A 19,557-nucleotide genomic window follows, 5' to 3' on the forward strand; every position below is an offset into this window, starting at 1 on the left:
ATTGCGGGTTTCGAAATTGCCACCAGACCACCTGTTTCAAGGCCCTGAATGTCTGATCTCTCCGCACACACCCCGATGATGCAACAGTACTGGAAGCTGAAGAACCAGCATCCAGACCAGCTGATGTTCTACCGCATGGGCGACTTTTACGAAATCTTCTACGAAGATGCGAAGAAAGCCGCGAAACTGCTGGACATCACCCTGACCGCACGCGGTCAGTCGGCGGGCCAGTCGATCCCCATGTGCGGGATTCCGTTCCACTCGCTGGAAGGCTACCTGGCCAAACTGGTCAAGCTCGGCGAATCGGTGGTGATCTGCGAGCAGATCGGCGACCCGGCCACCAGCAAGGGCCCGGTTGAGCGCCAGGTGGTGCGTATCATCACGCCGGGTACGGTCAGCGACGAGGCGCTGCTCGATGAGCGCCGCGACAACCTGATCGCCGCCCTGCTGGGTGACGAACGCTTGTTCGGCCTCGCTGTGCTGGACATCACCAGCGGCAGCTTCACCGTGCAGGAGATCAAGGGCTGGGAAAACCTGCTTGCCGAACTCGAGCGCATCAACCCGGTGGAGCTGTTGATTCCCGACGACTGGCCCCAGGGCCTGCCGGCAGAGAAGCGCCCGGGAGCGCGCCGTCGGGCTCCGTGGGACTTCGATCGTGACTCGGCGCGCAAGAGTCTGTGCCAGCAGTTCGCAACTCAGGACCTCAAGGGCTTCGGCTGCGACAAGCTGACTCTGGCCATCGGCGCCGCCGGCTGCCTGCTGACCTACGCCAAGGAAACCCAGCGCACCAGCCTGCCGCACCTGCGCAGCCTGCGCCATGAGCGCATGGATGACACGGTGATTCTCGACGGCGCCAGCCGCCGCAACCTCGAGCTGGACATCAACCTGGCAGGTGGCCGCGACAACACGCTGCAGTCGGTCATCGACCGCTGCCAGACGGCCATGGCCAGCCGCCTGCTGAGCCGCTGGCTGAACCGCCCGCTGCGCGACCTGAAGGTGCTGCAGGCACGCCAGGATTCGATTCGCTGCTTCCTCGACGGCTACCGCTTCGAGAAGCTGCAGCCGCAACTCAAGGAAATCGGTGATATCGAGCGGATTCTCGCCCGTATCGGCCTGCGCAACGCCCGCCCACGTGATCTGGCACGCCTGCGCGACGCCCTTGGCGCCCTGCCCGAACTGCAGAACGCCATGGCCGAGCTCGAAGCCCCCCACCTGGCCCGCCTGGCGGCGATCACCGGCACCTACCCGGAGCTGGCCAGCCTGCTGGAGCGGGCGATCATCGACAACCCGCCTGCGGTGATCCGCGACGGCGGCGTACTCAAGACCGGCTACGACAGCGAACTCGACGAACTGCTGGCCATGAGCGAGAACGCCGGTCAGTTCCTGATCGACCTCGAAGCCCGAGAGAAAGCCCGCACCGGGCTTGCCAATCTCAAGGTCGGCTACAACCGTGTGCATGGCTATTTCATCGAGCTGCCCACCAAACAAGCCGAACAAGCGCCGGGCGACTATATCCGCCGCCAGACGCTCAAGGGCGCCGAGCGCTTCATCACACCTGAGCTCAAGGCGTTCGAAGACAAGGCGTTGTCGGCCAAGAGCCGCGCCCTGGCCCGCGAGAAGATGCTCTACGATGCACTGCTCGAGACCTTGATCAGCCACCTCGCACCGTTGCAGGACAGCGCTGCGGCGCTGGCCGAGCTGGACGTGCTGAGCAACCTCGCCGAGCGCGCACTGACCCTGGACCTGAACTGCCCGGCCTTTGTCGACGAGCCGTGCCTGCGCATCGAGCAGGGGCGTCATCCAGTGGTCGAGCAGGTACTGACCACGCCGTTCGTGGCCAACGACCTGGGCCTGGACAACAACACCCGCATGCTGATCATCACCGGCCCGAACATGGGTGGTAAATCCACCTACATGCGCCAGACCGCATTGATCGTGCTGATGGCGCATATCGGCAGCTTCGTGCCGGCAGCGCGCTGCGAGCTGTCGCTGGTGGACCGCATCTTCACCCGCATCGGTTCCAGCGACGACCTGGCCGGCGGCCGCTCGACCTTCATGGTAGAGATGAGCGAGACCGCCAACATCCTGCACAATGCCACCGACCGCAGCCTAGTACTGATGGACGAGGTCGGCCGCGGAACCAGTACCTTCGACGGCCTGTCGCTGGCCTGGGCCGCTGCCGAACGTCTGGCGCAGTTGCGCGCCTACACCCTGTTCGCCACCCACTACTTCGAGCTGACCGTACTGCCGGACAGCGAGCCGCTGGTGGCCAACGTGCACCTGAACGCCACCGAGCACAACGAGCGTATCGTGTTCCTGCACCATGTGCTGCCAGGCCCCGCCAGCCAGAGCTATGGCCTGGCAGTGGCGCAACTGGCGGGCGTGCCTTCGCAAGTCATCCTGCGCGCCCGTGAACACCTTCGCCGTCTGGAAACCGCCAGCCTGCCCCACGAGGCGCCGGTGACCAAGGCCAAGGGCGAACCGCACGTGCCACACCAGAGCGACCTGTTCGCCAGCCTGCCACACCCGGCCATCGAGAAGCTGGGCAAGCTGGCACTGGACGACATGACGCCTCGCCAAGCTATCGAAATGCTATATCAACTGAAAAACCTGTTATAACGGCCAGCCGCGCAAGCTGGTAGAATCCGCCGCGGTTTGCCGGAGCTGCAGGCTATTAGCCTGGCCTGCAGCCAACGTGAACCGCGCTGCCCTGGAAGGAAGGGCACGCTGCCGTCGCCTGAGGAGAAAATTAGAAATGACCTTCGTCGTCACCGACAACTGCATCAAATGCAAGTACACCGACTGCGTGGAAGTCTGTCCGGTGGACTGCTTCTACGAAGGCCCGAATTTCCTGGTCATTCACCCGGACGAGTGCATCGACTGTGCGCTGTGCGAGCCTGAGTGCCCGGCACAGGCCATTTTCTCGGAGGACGAAGTGCCTGCCGGGATGGAGAACTTCCTCGAGCTCAACGCCGAGCTGGCTGAGATATGGCCGAACATCACCGAGCGTAAGGATCCCCTGCCGGACGCTGAAGAATGGGATGGCAAGCCAGGCAAGATCGCTGATCTGGAGCGCTGATCGCTGCAGTGACAAAAAAAGGCCCGCAAGGGCCTTTTTTGTGCCTGGCATTCGAGCTCATGCAAGCCCGAGCGAGGAGAAATCGCAGGCAAAAAAAAGGGGCGGTTTGACCCGCCCACATTTTTTCCGTAGTCCCTGCTTGTCCCATTCATCATCCTGATGAATCGCATCCTGCGATGTCCTTGGCAATCATCCTTGAAAGCCTGTGCCAGTCCGTCGGCACACTTCAGATACTAGCGATTTCCCCAGCGCGAGCAACCCGCGCACCTAACAAGATGCTACAGCTGACACATTTGCAAACACCGAAAAAATTCATTATTTTCAGATAGTTAAGAAAATATCGTTGCTGAAAAAGGCAATTATTTACTCTTGTTGGTAGCGAAGGCTTACACCACGAGTAAGCGATCTCTTACACGCCAAGCAACAGCGCTAGTAGGTTGAACAATTTCCCAGACAAAAAAATGCCCCGAGGTCATCGGGGCATTCTGTTTGCGCGCAGCAGCTTATTGGAACAGCGACTCGCTGGACAGGCCGTTCTTTTCCAGGATCTCACGCAGACGCTTGAGCCCCTCCACCTGGATCTGCCGTACACGCTCACGGGTGAGGCCAATCTCCAGGCCAACATCCTCGAGCGTACTGCTTTCATGGCCACGCAGGCCGAAGCGGCGAATCACCACCTCCCGCTGCTTGTCGGTCAGCTCACCCAGCCACTGGTCGATGCTCTGCGACAGGTCGTCGTCCTGCAGCAATTCACACGGATCGGTGGGGCGGTCATCGGTAAGGGTGTCGAGTAGCGTCTTGTCCGAATCCGGGCCCAAGGACACGTCGACCGAGGAGACACGCTCATTGAGCCCAAGCATGCGCTTGACCTCAGCCACTGGTTTCTCCAGCAGCCCGGCAATTTCTTCGGGGGACGGCTCATGGTCGAGCTTCTGGGTGAGCTCGCGCGCAGCGCGCAGGTAGACGTTGAGCTCCTTGACCACGTGGATCGGCAGGCGAATGGTGCGGGTCTGGTTCATGATCGCCCGTTCGATGGTCTGGCGGATCCACCAGGTCGCGTAGGTCGAGAAACGGAAGCCGCGCTCCGGATCGAACTTCTCCACGGCGCGGATCAGCCCCAGGTTGCCCTCCTCGATCAAGTCGAGCAGCGACAGGCCACGATTGACGTAGCGGCGGGCGATCTTCACGACCAAACGCAGGTTGCTCTCGATCATGCGTTTGCGGCCGGCCGGGTCGCCCTTCTGAGACAGGCGCGCGAAGTGCACCTCCTCTTCCGGGGAGAGCAGTGGCGAGAAACCGATTTCGTTGAGGTACAGCTGCGTGGCGTCGAGCGCACGGCTGTAATCGATGTACTTGTGCTGCTTGAGCGATGAGCCCGTTTTGGCCCTGGTCCGAACCGAAGGTACAGCAGGTTCGTCTGACACCACATCCGTTTCCAAAACGATACCTGTCTCCATCAGGAGGAGGTCATCGTCGATGTCAAACTCCGGCACTTCTTTGCTGAGAGCCATTGTTATAGTCCTTTGCTGAGTTCGAACCTCAGACTCTAGCGTCGCCTGATTCCCTGGCAGCGCTAAAGCCTGTCCCCTTTACGTCTTCAGGAACAGGCTGGTGCAACAATCAACGGCGTGGCAGGAACTGGAGTGGGTCGACGGGTTTGCCCTGGCGGCGAATCTCGAAATGCAGCTTCACCCGATCAGTGCCCGTAGACCCCATTTCTGCGATCGTCTGCCCTGCCTTGACCTGCTGCCCCTCCCGAACCATGAGCCTGCGGTTGTGGCCGTAGGCACTGACGTAGGTATCATTGTGCTTGATGATGATGAGTTCGCCGTAGCCCCGCAAGCCACTCCCGGCGTAAACCACCGCACCATCAGATGCAGCAAAAACAGGCTGTCCCAAATCTCCGGCGATATCAATGCCTTTATTCAAACTACCGTTTGAAGCGAATTTTCCAATCAGTACGCCGTTCGCCGGCCAAGTCCAGCCCCCCACCGCACGCTCTGCGGCCGGCACCTGGGTGACGGTCGGAGCGGTCGTGGCAGGGGAAGCTGTTGCCGGCTTGTCGCTATTTGTTACTGGCGGGGTCTGCGTACCAACCGGACGGCGAATGACCGTGGTCCTGCTCGACGACGAGGGGCCGGACGATACGACGGTGGTGGAGCCTCCAGCGCCGCTGCTGAAACGAATCGGCTGGCCAGGACGGATGGTGTAGGGCGCCGAGATGCCATTGCGCGCGGCCAGCTCCTTGTAGTCCCAGCCGTAGCGGAAGGCGATAGAGAACAGGGTATCGCCAGGTTTGACCACATACTGCCCCGAGGTCACGGTCGGACGCTTGGGTGCCGCGTTGTTGCGATCGACCACCCGAGCGCCACTGGAGCCGGTGCTGGAGCATCCCGCCAGCAAGGTTCCCATGGCCAGCGCAATCACCAGAAGCTTGAAACCCGACCGATCCTTGCGCTGCCGAATGATTGTGTGACCCACCCGCGCTCCCCTCATGGTGCCGAAATCTGGATATGACGATATGCAATATTGTTTCAATTATAACCGAGCCCGACCCGCTTGGGTGGCCCGTACGGGCGCTGTCATTCTGGCGGGGTTTGCCTCACCCCGCCAGATAGACAAGCCCGCGGCGCAAGAATTCGTTACAACCGCACATATTCCGTCGGCCGTCAGGCCAGTGGTCCGTTGAGCAGCGGCACGAAGCGTACGGCGCCCAGCACCCGGCGCGAGAAGCCCTGTTCCTCACGAACGATCAGCAACAGTTGCTGTGCTTCGCCCGCCGCCCCCACCGGAATCACCATACGTCCGCCGGGTGCCAACTGATCGAGCAAGGCCTGGGGGACTTCCGGCGCCACCGCGGTGACGATGATGGCGTTGTAAGGCGCCAGCGCCGGCCAGCCTTCGCAACCGTCGCCCCAACGAAACACCACGTTACGCAGGTTCAGCTCGACCAGACGCTCCTTGGCACGATCCTGCAGCACCTTGATCCGCTCGACCGAAAACACACGCTCGACCAACTGCGCCAGGATGGCGGTCTGGTAACCAGAACCGGTGCCGATCTCCAGCACCTTGTCCAGCGGGCCGGCCTCCAGCAGCAGTTCGCTCATGTGCGCAACCATGAATGGCTGGGAAATCGTCTGGTTATGGCCGATCGGCAGCGCAGTATCTTCATACGCCCGATGGGCCAAGGCTTCATCGACGAACAGGTGGCGAGGGGTGCGGCGAATGGTCTCGAGCACCTTGGTGTTCGACACGCCCTCTTCATACAAGCGTTGGATCAGGCGCTCCCGGGTACGCTGGGAGGTCATGCCAATGCCGCCACGGCGCTGAAGATCATCCTGTTCGCGCATCAAAGCAGCCCCTCCAGCCAGCCATCGAGGCGCTCGAAGGCATCGTTGAAGGTGCGATCCAGTTGCAGCGGCGTGATCGATACATAGCCTTGCATCACTGCATGGAAGTCAGTCCCCGGGCCGCCGTCCTCGGCGTCACCGGCCACGGCGATCCAGTACCCTTCCTTGCCGCGCGGATTGACGACCTTGGTCGGTGCGGCCGCACGTGCCCTGTGCCCCAGACGGGTGAGGCGTATACCGCGGATATGCTCCAGCGGGAGGTTGGGGATGTTGACGTTGAGCACGGTGCGCGCCGGCAGTTCCAGACGCGACTGCGCCTCGACAAGGCGCCGGGCGATATGGGCGGCGGTCGGCAGGTTGTCCGGCAGGCGCGACAGCAGCGAGAACGCCAGCGAAGTGCCGCCGAGAAAGCGGCCCTCCAATGCAGCGGCAACCGTGCCGGAGTACAGCACGTCGTCGCCCAGGTTGGCGCCCAGGTTGATTCCGGAGACGACCATGTCGGGCGTTTCCGGCAACAGGCCGTTGAGCCCCAGGTGCACGCAATCGGTGGGCGTGCCGTTGAGGCTGATGAAACCGTTGGCCAACACCTGTGGGTGCAGTGGCCGGTCGAGCGTCAGCGAACTGCTGGCGCCGCTTTTGTCTTGATCCGGGGCGATCACCACGCACTCGGCGTAGTCCTGCAGCGCACCGTGAAGCGCAGCGAGGCCGGGGGCGGTAACACCGTCGTCGTTGGAAATCAGAATACGCATGGGCTTTCCGTCTGCCCTGCCGGCACCAGATCCACAAGTTCGCGCACCACCACGGTGGCGAAGCATCCGGCCGGAAGGACGAATTCCAGTTGCAGGATATCAGGCTCGGGATAATGCCACGTCAGCCGCCCAATAGGGAGCCGCAGGATGCGCCGTTCGTGATCCAGTCCTGCCCTGCCCAGCCATTTGCAGAGTGCCGGATGGCGCTCACCGACCGCCGTTTCCAGCGCCGCGGTCCCGCCCGCGCTTGACGGAAGACCCGCGCCCCACAGGGGTCCGGTGGGATGAAGGTCGAGAATTGCCAGCCGAGGATCGGAGCATTCCTGCTCGCCAGCCGGAAAAAAGCTACGGCTATCCGTGAAGGCCAGAAGATCGCCAACCTGCGCCTGGTTCCAGCTTCCGTGCGCCACTCGCGCCGCCAGAACCTGATTGAACAGGTAGCTGCGTCCCGCAGACAGCAGCCGCGAACGCACGTTGCGCTGCTCCGGCAGCGCCTCTCGAGACGCCCAGTCGAGTGCATCGTGGACGTTTCCGCCGGCATGACCGAAGCGCTGGGTACCGAAATAGTTCGGTACGCCTTGCACCTTGAGCTGTTCCAGACGTGCATCCAGCGCCTGGTGATCGGCGCTCAGTGCCGTCAGTCGCAGAGTGAAACCATTGGCCGAGTGCGCGCCGCGCTGCAGTTTGCGCTGGTGACGCACCTGTTTGAGCACGCGCAGGCTGTCGTCTTCGGCACGGGACAGGTCAGGATCGGCCTTGCCCGGCAGATGCAGACTGAACCACTGCCGGGTCAACGCCTGACGGTCCTTCAGGCCGGCATAACTGATGGCACGAACCGGCACACCGGCCGCGCGCGCCAGGCGTCGGGCCGCTTCCTCGGTGTTCAGGTCGCGCTTCTCGACCCACAGCCACAGGTGCTCGCCTTGACCGGACAGTGGGATGTCGAGCACTTCATCGACCTGAAAATCATCGGCGACCGCCTTGAGCACGGCGCGGCCAAGGGCCTCGCCGCTGGCGCGCGGGCCCAGCAGTTCCAGTTCGGTCATGCTGGCAGCAACAGGGCGACCGCATGCACGGCGATGCCCTCCTCACGGCCAGTAAAGCCGAGCTTTTCCTCGGTGGTCGCCTTGACGTTGACCTGGTCGAGCTCGACCTGCAGGTCTTCGGCGATGAAGCGGCGCATGGTGTCGATGTGCGGCGCCATCTTCGGCGCCTGGGCGACGATGGTGGCGTCGACGTTGCCCACCTTCCAGCCCTTGGCCTGCACGACGGCCACCACATGACGCAGCAGCACGCGGCTGTCAGCGCCCTTGAACTGCGGGTCGGTGTCGGGAAAATGCTTGCCGATGTCACCCAGCGCAGCAGCGCCAAGCAAGGCATCGCTCAGGGCGTGCAGCAGCACATCACCATCGGAATGGGCCAGCAGGCCGTATTTGTGGGGAATACGCACCCCGCCCAAGGTAATGAAATCACCGTCAGCAAAACGGTGCACATCGTAGCCGTGGCCAATACGCATAGAAAAACGCCCTGATTGAGTCAGGGCGTGATTCTACCTGCTTTGGCCGCTATTGGGGCCGCTGCTGCATCACTACACCCGCCCAAGTGCGACGGCGTGATGACGCAGGTGCTCATCAATGAAGCTGGCGATGAAGTAGTAGCTATGGTCATACCCCGGCTGCAGCCTCAGGGTCAGTTCATGCCCTCCTTTGCGCGCCGCCTGCTCCAACGCTGCTGGCTTGAGCTGCTTGTCGAGGAAGTCATCGCGATCGCCCTGGTCGACCAACAGCGGTGGGCACTGGCCAGCCGGGGTGTCGGCCAGCAGCACGCTGGCATCCCATTCACGCCAGCGCGCGCGGTCATCACCCAGGTAGCGGGAAAAGGCTTTCTCGCCCCACGGGCAATCCATCGGGTTGCTGATCGGCGAGAACGCCGACACCGATCGGTAGCGCCCCGGGTTGCGCAGGGCACAGACCAGCGCCCCATGCCCGCCCATCGAATGACCACTGATACTGCGCTGATCGGACGCAGGGAAATGCGCCTCGATCAACGCCGGCAGCTCCTGCACCACGTAATCGTGCATGCGGTAATGCTGGGCCCAGGGCTGCTGGGTGGCATTGAGGTAGAAGCCGGCGCCGAGCCCGAAATCCCAGGCTCCCTCCGGATCGCCGGGCACCTGCTCGCCACGCGGGCTGGTGTCGGGCGCAACGATGATCAGGCCTAGCTCGGCAGCCAGGCGCTGGGCGCCGGCCTTCTGCATGAAATTCTCGTCGGTGCAGGTAAGGCCACTGAGCCAGTACAGCACCGGCAGTTTCTCGCCCTGCTCGGCCTGCGGTGGCAGGTAGACGGCGAACACCATGTCGCAGCCCAGCACCTTGGAGTGATGCTTGTAGCGCTTGTGCCAGCCGCCGAAGCTCTTCTGGCAGGAGATGTTGTCCAGGCTCATGGCTGACCTCAGAAGTGGATCACGCTACGGATGCTTTTGCCTTCATGCATCAGGTCGAAGGCCTTGTTGATGTCCTCCAGCCCCATGGTGTGGGTGATGAAGGTGTCCAGCGGAATCTCGCCCTTCTCGGACATTTCCACGTAGCTTGGCAACTCGCTGCGGCCACGCACGCCGCCGAATGCCGAACCACGCCATACCCGGCCGGTAACCAACTGGAATGGACGGGTGGCGATTTCCTGGCCAGCGCCGGCCACCCCGATGATCACCGACTCGCCCCAGCCCTTGTGGCAGCACTCGAGCGCCGCACGCATCAGTTGGACATTGCCGATGCATTCGAAGGAGAAGTCCACGCCGCCATCGGTGAGGTCTACGATCACTTCCTGGATCGGACGATCGTACTCCTTCGGATTGATGCAGTCGGTGGCGCCCAGCTGGCGGGCGATCTCGAACTTGGCCGGGTTGATGTCGATGGCGATGATGCGCGAGGCCTTGGCCTTCACCGCACCGATCACCGCCGACAGGCCAATGCCGCCCAGGCCGAAAATGGCCACGGTGTCACCCGGCTTGACCTTGGCGGTGTTGAGTACCGCACCGATACCGGTGGTCACGCCGCAACCGAGCAGGCAGACCTTCTCCAGCGGCGCTTCCTTCTGGATCTTGGCCACGGAGATCTCCGGCAGAACGGTGTACTCGGAGAAGGTCGAGGTGCCCATGTAGTGGAACAACTGCTGCCCTTTGTAGCTGAAGCGTGTGGTGCCATCAGGCATCAGGCCCTTGCCCTGGGTGGCGCGGATGGCCTGGCACAGGTTGGTCTTGCCCGACAGGCAGAATTTGCACTTGCCGCATTCCGGGGTGTACAGCGGGATCACGTGGTCACCAACAGCCAGCGAAGTGACGCCCTCACCCACCGCTTCGACGATCGCGCCGCCCTCGTGCCCGAGGATCGACGGGAAGATACCTTCCGGGTCCGCGCCGGAGAGTGTGTAGGCATCGGTATGGCAGACACCGCTGGCGACCACGCGCAGCAGCACCTCGCCCGCCTTGGGCATGGCCACGTCCACTTCGACGATTTCCAGGGGTTTCTTGGCCTCGAAGGCAACAGCGGCGCGGGACTTGATCATGAAGGGCTCCAAGCTAGGTATCGGTTCAGGTCATCAGTGTAATTCATGCTTTTTTGATGAATAATCCGGGCAAATGCAAAACATTATTGCCACACAGGGATAATCAATGAGCAGTCGCTGGGAAGGAATCGACGAGTTCGTCGCGGTCGCCGAGTCGGGCCAGTTCACCGCGGCCGCCGAACGACTGGGGGTTTCCTCATCGCATATCAGCCGACAGATCGCTCGCTTGGAGGAACGCCTGCAAACTCGGCTGCTGTACCGCAGCACCCGGCGCGTGACCCTGAGTGAGGCCGGGCAGACCTTCCTGCAACACTGCCAGCGTTTGCAGGATGGCCGCGAAGAAGCGCTGCGCGCGATGGGGGACCTGGCCAGCGAACCCAAAGGTCTGCTGCGCATGACCTGCGCGGTGGCCTACGGCGAGCGTTTCATCGTGCCACTGGTGACTCGTTTCATGGCGCTGTATCCCCAGTTGCGCGTCGAGGTGGAGCTGAGCAACCGCACCCTGGACCTGCTGCACGAGGGCATGGACCTGGCTATTCGCCTGGGACGCCTACAGGATTCACGCCTGGTGGCCACGCGCCTCGCACCGCGGCGCATGTACCTGTGTGCATCGCCAGCGTATCTGGAGCGTTACGGCCGACCGCACAGCCTGTCGGAACTGGCGCGGCACAATTGCTTGGTGGGCAGTTCGGATCTGTGGGTGCTGCAGCAGGATGGCCGTGAAATCAGCCAACGGGTTCAAGGCAACTGGCGCTGCAACAGCGGCCAGGCGGTACTCGACGCGGCGCTGCAGGGAATGGGGTTGTGTCAGTTACCGGATTACTACGTGCTCGAGCATCTGCATGCCGGGGCACTGGTGTCACTGCTGGAGGCGCACCAGCCGCCGAACACCGCGGTGTGGGCGCTGTATCCGCAACAGCGGCACCTGTCACCCAAGGTACGGCGGTTGGTCGACTATCTGAAGGACGGGTTGGCAGGATTGCCGGAGTATCAGCCAGGCTGAGCCCGCAAAGAAGCGGGCACAGGCTAAAGCCTCAGCGCCGCCCAGCCCAGCGCTGACGCAACCACTCCAAATCTTCGGGCCGGGTCACCTTGATGTTGTCACTACGCCCTTCGATCAATCGCGGCGCATGCCCGGCCCACTCAATGGCGGAGGATTCATCGGTCACTGCCACATCCGCCACCAGGCACTCGGCCAGTGCCCGGTGCAGCATGCCAAGCCGGAACATCTGCGGCGTGTAGGCCTGCCATACGGTGGTGCGGTCCACCGTGGCGCTGACCCGGCCAGTCGCGTCGGCACGCTTGAGAGTATCGCGCGCAGGCACCGCCAGCAGCCCGCCCACCGGATCGTCGCCCAGCTCCGACAGCAGCTTGTCCAGATCGCTGCGCGCCAGGTTCGGCCGCGCAGCATCGTGCACCAGCACCCAGTCATCGTCGGCCGCCCCGTGGGCATGCAGCAGCAGCAAGGCATTCAATACCGAATCGGCACGCTCGCGCCCGCCCGCTGCGCGCTGGATGCGAGGATCATTCGCACAGCGCAAACCAGGCCAGTAAGGATCTTCTTCGGCAACGCTGACCACCACCCCCTTGAGCGTGGGATGGTCGAGAAAACAGTCGAGGCTATGCTCGAGGATGGTCTGCCGGCCCAGTTGCAGATACTGCTTGGGGCGGTCGGCAGCCATGCGGGCACCAATGCCCGCGGCAGGAATCACGGCCCAGAAGGCCGGCAGTTCATGGATCATTTCTGTGGCAACTGGTAGAGGGTTTCGCCCTCCTTGACCATCCCCAGTTCATGACGAGCCCGTTCTTCCACGGTCTCCATACCTTTCTTCAACTCCAGCACTTCAGCGTCGAGCACGCGATTGCGTTCCAGCAGCCGTTCGTTTTCGGCATGCTGGTCGGCGATCTGCTGTTGCAGCTCGGCCACTTGCGCCAGGCTGCCATTACCGACCCAGAGGCGATATTGCAGGCCTCCGAGCAACAACAGCAGGACGAGGAACAACCAATAGGGACTGCGCATGAAGATATCCAGGGTAAAAGGCCGCCGCAGCGAGCTTCCGATAGCACGAAGCCTGGCCGAGGCCAGGCTTCGTCGACAGAAACCCGTTTGAAGGCGCTGAACGCTCAGTGAGAACGCTCAGACAGCCCCGGCTGCTGCCTTTTTACCATCTCTTGCTCAGCCGCGAAACTCGGCACGGCCACGGTAGACGGCCTTGGCGCCCAGTTGCTCTTCGATACGCAGCAATTGGTTGTACTTCGAGACGCGGTCGGAGCGGCACAGCGAACCGGTCTTGATCTGGCCTGCAGCAGTACCGACAGCCAGGTCGGCGATGGTCGAGTCTTCGGTTTCACCGGAACGGTGCGAGATCACCGCGGTGTAGCCAGCGGCCTTGGCCATCTGGATGGCTTCCAGGGTTTCGGTCAGCGAGCCGATCTGGTTGAACTTGATCAGGATCGAGTTACCGATGCCCTTCTCGATGCCTTCTTTCAGGATCTTGGTGTTGGTCACGAACAGGTCATCGCCGACCAGTTGCACCTTGGCACCGATCTTGTCGGTCAGGATCTTCCAGCCAGCCCAGTCGGACTCGTCCAGGCCGTCTTCGATCGAGATGATCGGGAAGCGCTCGGTCAGGCCTTTCAGGTAGTCGGCGAAACCTTCGGCGTCGAACGACTTGCCTTCACCAGACAGGTTGTACTTGCCGTCTTCGTAGAACTCCGAAGCGGCGCAGTCCAGGGCCAGGGTGACGTCGGTGCCCAGCTTGTAGCCGGCCTTCTCGACTGCTTCGGCGATGGCCGCCAGGGCGTCTTCGTTGGAGGCCAGGTTCGGGGCGAAGCCGCCTTCGTCACCCACGGCAGTGTTCAGGCCACGGGCCTTGAGGACAGCCTTGAGGTGGTGGAAGATCTCGGTGCCCATGCGCAGGCCGTCGGAGAAGGTCTTGGCGCCGACCGGCTGAACCATGAACTCCTGGATGTCGACGTTGTTGTCGGCGTGCTCGCCGCCGTTGATGATGTTCATCATCGGCACCGGCATCGAGTACTGGCCAGGGGTACCGTTGAGGTTGGCGATGTGTGCGTACAGCGGCAGGTCCTGGTCCTGTGCAGCAGCCTTGGCAGCGGCCAGGGACACGGCGAGGATGGCGTTGGCGCCCAGCTTGGCCTTGTTCTCGGTACCGTCCAGTTCGATCATGGCGCGGTCGAGTGCTTTCTGGTCGGAAGGATCCTTGCCCAGCAGCAGGTCACGGATCGGACCATTGATGTTGCCGACAGCCTTCAGCACGCCCTTGCCCAGGTAACGGCTCTTGTCGCCATCACGCAGCTCCAGCGCTTCGCGCGAGCCAGTGGAAGCACCAGACGGCGCGCAAGCGCTGCCGATGATGCCGTTGTCGAGCAGCACATCGGCTTCCACGGTGGGGTTGCCACGCGAATCGAGAACTTCACGACCTTTGATGTCGACGATCTTTGCCATTGTTGTAAGCACTCCAGAATTGACGAAAACAACGCAGCTTTGGGAATTCTTGCCGTTCACCAGGCGACATGGCACGGGCAGGCCTGGCGAAGGGAGCCCCTGACCGGCAGGCCAGGGGGTGGAACGGGCGGTACTTTACCCGAGAAACGAGCTTTACGCGGTCTCTACCGTCGGAAAACTTTTCACCAGGTCGTCCAGTTGCTTGAGCTGCGCCAGGAATGGCTCCAGCTTGTCCAGGCGCAGGGCGCATGGACCATCACACTTGGCGTTGTCCGGATCCGGGTGGGCCTCAAGGAACAGGCCGGCCAGGCCCTGGCTCATGCCCGCCTTGGCCAGGTCGGTGACCTGGGCACGGCGACCGCCGGCGGAGTCGGCACGACCACCCGGCGTCTGCAGCGAGTGGGTGACATCGAAGAACACCGGGTACTCGAACTGCTTCATGATGCCGAAGCCGAGCATGTCGACCACCAGGTTGTTGTAGCCGAAGCTCGAACCGCGCTCGCAGAGGATGAGCTGGTCGTTACCGGCCTCGACGCACTTGGCGAGGATGTGCTTCATCTCGTGCGGTGCGAGGAACTGGGCCTTCTTGATGTTGATCACCGCGCCGGTCTTGGCCATGGCCACTACCAGGTCGGTCTGGCGCGAGAGAAACGCCGGCAGTTGGATGATGTCGCAGACCTTGGCCACCGGTTCGCACTGGTAGGGTTCGTGCACATCGGTGATCACCGGCACGTTGAAGGTGCGCTTGATCTCCTCGAAGATCTTCAGCCCCTCTTCCATGCCCGGACCACGGTACGAGGCCACCGACGAACGGTTGGCCTTGTCGAAGCTGGCCTTGAACACGTACGGGATGCCGAGCTTTTCGGTCACCCGCACGTACTCTTCGCAGACCTTCAGGGCCAGATCACGGGACTCCAGGACGTTCATGCCGCCGAACAGGACGAACGGCTTGTCGTTGGCGATCTCGATGTTGCCGACGCGAATGATCTTCTGGGTCATGGATCAGGCCTTGTTCTTCTGTGCCAGGGCTGCCTTGACGAAACCGCTGAACAGCGGGTGACCGTCACGAGGCGTGGAGGTGAACTCCGGGTGGAACTGGCAGGCGACGAACCATGGGTGATCCTTCGACTCGACCACTTCGACCAGCGCGCCATCTTCGGAACGACCGGAAACCACCAGGCCGGCGTCGATCAGTTGCGGCAGCAGGTTGTTGTTCACTTCGTAGCGGTGACGGTGACGCTCGGTGATCACGTCGCTGCCATAGCAGTCGTGGACCTTGGAACCGGCGATCAGCTGGCAATCCTGCGCGCCCAGGCGCATGGTGCCACCCAGGTCAGAGGCTTCGGTACGGGTTTCGACGGCGCCGGTGGCATCGGCCCACTCGGTGATCAGGCCGACGACCGGGTGCGCGCCGTTGCGATCGAACTCGGTGGAGTTGGCGTCTTTCCAGCCCACCACGTTACGGGCGAACTCGATGACCGCGACCTGCATGCCCAGGCAGATGCCCAGGTACGGAACCTTGTTCTCACGGGCGAACTGCACGGCCTTGATCTTGCCTTCCACGCCACGCAGACCGAAGCCGCCCGGTACCAGGATGGCGTCGGCGCCTTCGAGCAGGCCGGTACCCTGGTTCTCGATGTCTTCGGAATCGATGTAACGCAGGTTGACCTTGGTGCGGTTGGTGATGCCGGCGTGGCTCATCGCTTCGATCAGCGACTTGTACGCATCCAGCAGCTCCATGTACTTGCCGACCATGGCGATGGTGACTTCATGCTCGGGATTGAGCTTGGCGTCGACGACCTTGTCCCACTCGGACAGGTCGGCGCCATTGCACTGCAGGCCGAAGCGCTCGACGACGAAGTCGTCCAGGCCCTGTGCGTGCAGCACGCCCGGGATCTTGTAGATGGTGTCGACGTCTTCCAGCGAAATCACCGCACGCTCTTCGACGTTGGTGAACAGGGCGATCTTGCGGCGCGAAGAGGCATCGACCGGGTGGTCGGAGCGGCAGATCAGCACGTCAGGCTGCAGGCCGATGGAGCGCAGCTCCTTGACCGAGTGCTGAGTAGGCTTGGTCTTGGTTTCGCCGGCGGTGGCGATGTACGGCACCAGCGTCAGGTGCATCAGCATGGCGCGCTTGGAGCCCACTTCGACACGCAACTGACGGATGGCTTCGAGGAATGGCTGCGACTCGATGTCGCCCACGGTGCCGCCGATCTCGACCAGGGCCACGTCGGCATCGCCGGCGCCCTTGATGATGCGACGCTTGATTTCGTCGGTGATGTGCGGGATGACCTGGATGGTCGCGCCCAGGTAGTCACCACGGCGTTCCTTGCGCAGCACGTGCTCGTAGATGCGGCCGGTGGTGAAGTTGTTGTTCTGGGTCATCGTGGTGCGGATGAACCGCTCGTAGTGGCCCAGGTCGAGGTCGGTCTCGGCACCGTCGTGGGTGACGAACACTTCACCGTGCTGGAACGGGCTCATGGTGCCCGGATCGACGTTGATGTACGGGTCCAGCTTGAGCATGGTGACCTTGAGCCCCCGCGCTTCCAGGATGGCCGCCAGGGAAGCCGAGGCAATGCCTTTCCCCAATGAAGAAACAACACCGCCCGTGACGAATATGTAGCGCGTCATGAAAAACCCTAGAAGTCTGCGTTAAGGCGGCCAGCGCCGCCGGAGAAAGCGAAGGAAGGCCGAAGCCCCCGATCACCTGCGTCAATCACAGTGCATCTCGAACAACTGCCGCGTCTGTACAGACCGGGGGTATCCCCAGTGTGGAGCTCGCTCGTCATTTTAAGAATCAGCCCAGCAAAAAACTGCTTGGTAATCGGCAACTCCTGTGTTTTCGCGGAACCCACAGAAGCTGTATCAAGAAGGGAGGGTAGTCTACCGGAATGTACCCTTCAGCTCAAACCTTGCACGTTCGTCGGCGGCTGCCACTGCAGTTGCCAGTCGGTCTGCCCCAGCTCCGGCAGGTTGGCCACCGCCAGCAGGCGCTCGCCCTGCCAAAGCAGTGGCAGGCGATGACGCACGAAGTGCGGCACGCGGTGCTCGTTGAGCAGGCGCTTCAGGTCGCGGTGGCCGCGCCCTGGAATATCGAGGACTTCGCCGCCCTGGCGATAGGTGACATGCAGGCCAGGCCCAGGAATGACACCCACCAGCCGCAAGCTGCCATTGCCAGGTAACGAGAGCGGCTGGCTCGGATCCGGCCAAGGCGCCCCGCCCTGCGGCGCTTGCAGCCAATCACCGCTCAACCACCACAGCCGTCCATGGCTGCGCTGCAGCTCGCCATCGGTCAAGCGCCAGAGCGGCTGGGCATCGGCTGCCGCATCACGCAGGTTGTCCCAGCCGGCCCAATGGCGGCTATCAGGTAGACGTGTACGACTGCTCAGCCAGTACTGCAAGGCGTTACGCTGGCGCGCCGGCGAGAGCGCCGCCAGCACTCCCATGTCCAGCGAGTCCAGGCATTGCCAGGGCGCCACTGCTCCGGCGCTTGCGGCAGCGATGTCGGAGGCGGCGAGTTCGTCCAGCAGCGCCAGGGCCTCGCCCAAGTGCGCGGAACTGCGTGCCAGGCTCTGGCTCGCTTGCGGCCAGCGCTGGCGTAGCAGCGGGAACACTTCGGCGCGCAGGAAATTGCGGGCGAAGCGGGTATCGGTGTTGGACGGGTCTTCGATCCATCTCAGCCCCGCTGCCTGGGCATACCGCTGCAACTGACCCCGCGCCAGATCAAGCAACGGCCTGACCAACTGCCCCTGTCCCAGCGGACGGGAAGCAGGCATCGCCGCCAGGCCGCGCAGGCCGGCACCACGCAACAGGCGAAACAGCAGGGTCTCTGCCTGGTCTTCGCGGTGCTGGCCGGTGAACAGCACTTCGTCGGGGCCCAGAAGCGCTGTGAACGCGTCGTATCGCGCGGTGCGGGCGGCTTGCTCGAGGCTGGCGACAGGCTCGACCTGGACATGGATCACGCGCAGTTCGATACCCAGCGCATCACAGACCTGCTGACAATGTGCAGGCCAAGCGTCGGCGGCCGCTTGCAGACCGTGATGAATATGCACGGCACGCAATGGCGGTGCTTCATGATCGCGAGCGTAATCGAAGAGCAGGTTTAGCAGGACGGTGGAGTCGAGGCCGCCGGAGAAGGCGACGTGCCAGGCGGGGGCTTTGAGCCAGGGGGAGAGGGATTGGGTGAGGTCGAGCATGGTTGCCTCACTGAGGACCGCATCGCGGGGCAAGCCCGCTCCCACAGAAGACGCACGAGTGGGAGGCGGCTTGCCTGCGAATGGGGCGCCAGGCGCCCCTGCCAATCAGAGACCGTAGCTCATCAGGCGATCGTAGCGACGCTTGAGCAGGGTATCGTTGTCGAGCTTGCCCAGCATGTCGAGCTGCTCGAGCAGGTCGGCACGGATGCTGGCCGACATCTTGGCCGGATCGCGATGAGCGCCGCCCAGTGGCTCGCCAATCACCTTGTCGACGATGTTCAGGCTCTTCAAGCGCTCAGCGGTGATGCCCATTGCTTCGGCAGCGTCCGGCGCCTTGTCGGAGGTCTTCCACAGGATCGAGGCGCAACCTTCCGGCGAGATCACCGAGTAGGTGGAGTATTGCAGCATGTTCAGCTGGTCGCACACGCCAATAGCCAGTGCGCCGCCCGAACCGCCTTCACCGATCACGGTGGCGATGATCGGAGTTTTCAGGCGCGCCATGACGCGCAGGTTCCAGGCGATGGCCTCGCTCTGGTTGCGCTCTTCGGCGTCGATACCCGGATAGGCACCTGGGGTGTCGATGAAGGTCAGGATCGGCATCTTGAAGCGCTCGGCCATCTCCATCAGGCGGCAGGCCTTGCGGTAGCCTTCAGGACGCGGCATGCCGAAGTTGCGGCGGACCTTCTCGCGCACCTCGCGGCCCTTCTGGTGACCGATGACCATCACCGGCTTGCCGTCCAGGCGCGCGGTACCGCCAACGATCGCGGCGTCGTCGGAGAAGTGACGGTCGCCGTGCAGCTCTTCGAACTCGGTGAAGATGTGATCGATGTAGTCCAGGGTGTACGGACGACGCGGGTGGCGTGCCAGGCGGGCAATCTGCCAGCTGGTCAGGTTGCCGAAGATGCTTTCGGTCAGGGTGCTGCTCTTGTCTTGCAGACGGGCAATTTCATCGCTGATGTTCAGCGAGTTGTCGTTACCGACCAGGCGCAGCTCTTCGATCTTGGCTTGCAGGTCGGCAATCGGCTGTTCGAAATCGAGAAAATTCGGGTTCATAGGCATCCGTCTTGGGTCTACGGCCAGGCGGCCGGCCGGTTGATCCGTTTGGCGCCATACCTTACGGGATCTGGCGCATTCAGGTCGAGATTAAAATTCG

Annotated in this window: 18 protein-coding genes; 3 read left to right on the forward strand and 15 right to left on the reverse strand. The window is 62.7% G+C overall.

Features of this window, described 5'->3' with window-relative positions; all coding sequences use genetic code 11:
* Nucleotides 1-48 precede the first annotated feature (48 nt).
* Both mutS and fdxA read left to right on the forward strand, forming a co-directional pair.
* Nucleotides 49-2,619 carry a DNA mismatch repair protein MutS gene (mutS, locus tag F6X62_RS07330; RefSeq protein ID WP_153773117.1) on the forward strand — a complete coding sequence of 857 codons (2,571 nt, stop codon included), beginning with the start codon at nt 49-51 and terminating at the stop codon, nt 2,617-2,619.
* Nucleotides 2,620-2,755: 136 nt separating this feature from the next.
* Nucleotides 2,756-3,079 carry a ferredoxin FdxA gene (gene fdxA, locus F6X62_RS07335; protein ID WP_054891051.1) on the forward strand — a complete coding sequence of 108 codons (324 nt, stop codon included), beginning with the start codon at nt 2,756-2,758 and terminating at the stop codon, nt 3,077-3,079.
* Nucleotides 3,080-3,582: 503 nt separating this feature from the next.
* Here the strand turns inward: fdxA and rpoS are convergent.
* The 8 genes from rpoS to F6X62_RS07375 form a co-directional block, all read right to left on the reverse strand.
* Complete coding sequence (gene rpoS / locus F6X62_RS07340) at nt 3,583-4,590, reverse strand: RNA polymerase sigma factor RpoS (RefSeq protein ID WP_054891052.1); 1,008 nt, start codon at nt 4,588-4,590, stop codon at nt 3,583-3,585.
* 109 nt (nt 4,591-4,699) lie between these two features.
* Entirely contained in the window at nt 4,700-5,560 is an 861-nt protein-coding gene (locus F6X62_RS07345; RefSeq protein ID WP_153773118.1) for a peptidoglycan DD-metalloendopeptidase family protein, read from the reverse strand.
* 188 nt (nt 5,561-5,748) lie between these two features.
* Nucleotides 5,749-6,387, reverse strand: a complete 639-nt coding sequence (locus F6X62_RS07350; protein WP_162714454.1) for a protein-L-isoaspartate(D-aspartate) O-methyltransferase — start codon at nt 6,385-6,387, stop codon at nt 5,749-5,751.
* A 41-nt stretch (nt 6,388-6,428) separates the two neighbouring features.
* Nucleotides 6,429-7,178, reverse strand: a complete 750-nt coding sequence (gene surE / locus F6X62_RS07355; protein WP_054891055.1) for a 5'/3'-nucleotidase SurE — start codon at nt 7,176-7,178, stop codon at nt 6,429-6,431.
* Complete coding sequence (gene truD, locus F6X62_RS07360; RefSeq protein WP_153773119.1) at nt 7,166-8,224, reverse strand: tRNA pseudouridine(13) synthase TruD; 1,059 nt, start codon at nt 8,222-8,224, stop codon at nt 7,166-7,168. The genes surE and truD overlap by 13 nt, the downstream gene beginning before the upstream one ends.
* Nucleotides 8,221-8,694, reverse strand: a complete 474-nt coding sequence (gene ispF, locus F6X62_RS07365; RefSeq protein WP_054891057.1) for a 2-C-methyl-D-erythritol 2,4-cyclodiphosphate synthase — start codon at nt 8,692-8,694, stop codon at nt 8,221-8,223. The genes truD and ispF overlap by 4 nt, the downstream gene beginning before the upstream one ends.
* A 72-nt stretch (nt 8,695-8,766) precedes the next feature.
* Nucleotides 8,767-9,621, reverse strand: a complete 855-nt coding sequence (gene fghA / locus F6X62_RS07370) for an S-formylglutathione hydrolase (protein ID WP_153773120.1) — start codon at nt 9,619-9,621, stop codon at nt 8,767-8,769.
* A gap of 8 nt (nt 9,622-9,629) precedes the next feature.
* Nucleotides 9,630-10,742: an S-(hydroxymethyl)glutathione dehydrogenase/class III alcohol dehydrogenase gene (locus F6X62_RS07375; RefSeq protein ID WP_153773121.1), complete on the reverse strand. Its 1,113-nt coding sequence runs from the start codon at nt 10,740-10,742 to the stop codon at nt 9,630-9,632.
* 106 nt (nt 10,743-10,848) lie between these two features.
* Between F6X62_RS07375 and F6X62_RS07380 the strand changes: the two genes are divergently transcribed.
* Nucleotides 10,849-11,745 carry a LysR substrate-binding domain-containing protein gene (locus F6X62_RS07380; RefSeq protein ID WP_054891059.1) on the forward strand — a complete coding sequence of 299 codons (897 nt, stop codon included), beginning with the start codon at nt 10,849-10,851 and terminating at the stop codon, nt 11,743-11,745.
* Nucleotides 11,746-11,776: 31 nt separating this feature from the next.
* Here F6X62_RS07380 and ispD read toward each other — a convergent pair whose 3' ends face one another.
* The 7 genes from ispD to accA form a co-directional block, all read right to left on the reverse strand.
* On the reverse strand, nt 11,777-12,484 hold the full coding sequence (gene ispD, locus F6X62_RS07385; RefSeq protein ID WP_153773122.1) for a 2-C-methyl-D-erythritol 4-phosphate cytidylyltransferase: 708 nt from the start codon (nt 12,482-12,484) through the stop codon (nt 11,777-11,779).
* Nucleotides 12,481-12,762, reverse strand: coding sequence for a cell division protein FtsB (ftsB, locus tag F6X62_RS07390; RefSeq protein WP_054891061.1), 282 nt, complete (start codon nt 12,760-12,762; stop codon nt 12,481-12,483). Before ftsB ends, ispD begins: the two co-directional genes overlap by 4 nt.
* 156 nt (nt 12,763-12,918) lie before the next feature.
* Nucleotides 12,919-14,208 carry a phosphopyruvate hydratase gene (gene eno, locus F6X62_RS07395; RefSeq protein ID WP_054891062.1) on the reverse strand — a complete coding sequence of 430 codons (1,290 nt, stop codon included), beginning with the start codon at nt 14,206-14,208 and terminating at the stop codon, nt 12,919-12,921.
* Between the two features lie 153 nt (nt 14,209-14,361).
* On the reverse strand, nt 14,362-15,207 hold the full coding sequence (gene kdsA, locus F6X62_RS07400; protein WP_054891063.1) for a 3-deoxy-8-phosphooctulonate synthase: 846 nt from the start codon (nt 15,205-15,207) through the stop codon (nt 14,362-14,364).
* Between the two features lie 3 nt (nt 15,208-15,210).
* The gene (locus F6X62_RS07405) at nt 15,211-16,839 is read right to left on the reverse strand and encodes a CTP synthase (protein ID WP_054891064.1); all 1,629 of its coding nucleotides are present in this window, start codon (nt 16,837-16,839) and stop codon (nt 15,211-15,213) included.
* Nucleotides 16,840-17,108: 269 nt separating this feature from the next.
* Nucleotides 17,109-18,404 carry a tRNA lysidine(34) synthetase TilS gene (tilS, locus tag F6X62_RS07410; protein ID WP_153773123.1) on the reverse strand — a complete coding sequence of 432 codons (1,296 nt, stop codon included), beginning with the start codon at nt 18,402-18,404 and terminating at the stop codon, nt 17,109-17,111.
* Nucleotides 18,405-18,509: 105 nt separating this feature from the next.
* On the reverse strand, nt 18,510-19,457 hold the full coding sequence (gene accA, locus F6X62_RS07415) for an acetyl-CoA carboxylase carboxyl transferase subunit alpha (RefSeq protein ID WP_054891066.1): 948 nt from the start codon (nt 19,455-19,457) through the stop codon (nt 18,510-18,512).
* Nucleotides 19,458-19,557 lie beyond the last annotated feature (100 nt).

This window comes from Pseudomonas sp. MNR3A (genome assembly GCF_009650575.1).
GTDB classification, from domain to species: Bacteria; Pseudomonadota; Gammaproteobacteria; order Pseudomonadales; family Pseudomonadaceae; genus Aquipseudomonas; species Aquipseudomonas machongensis.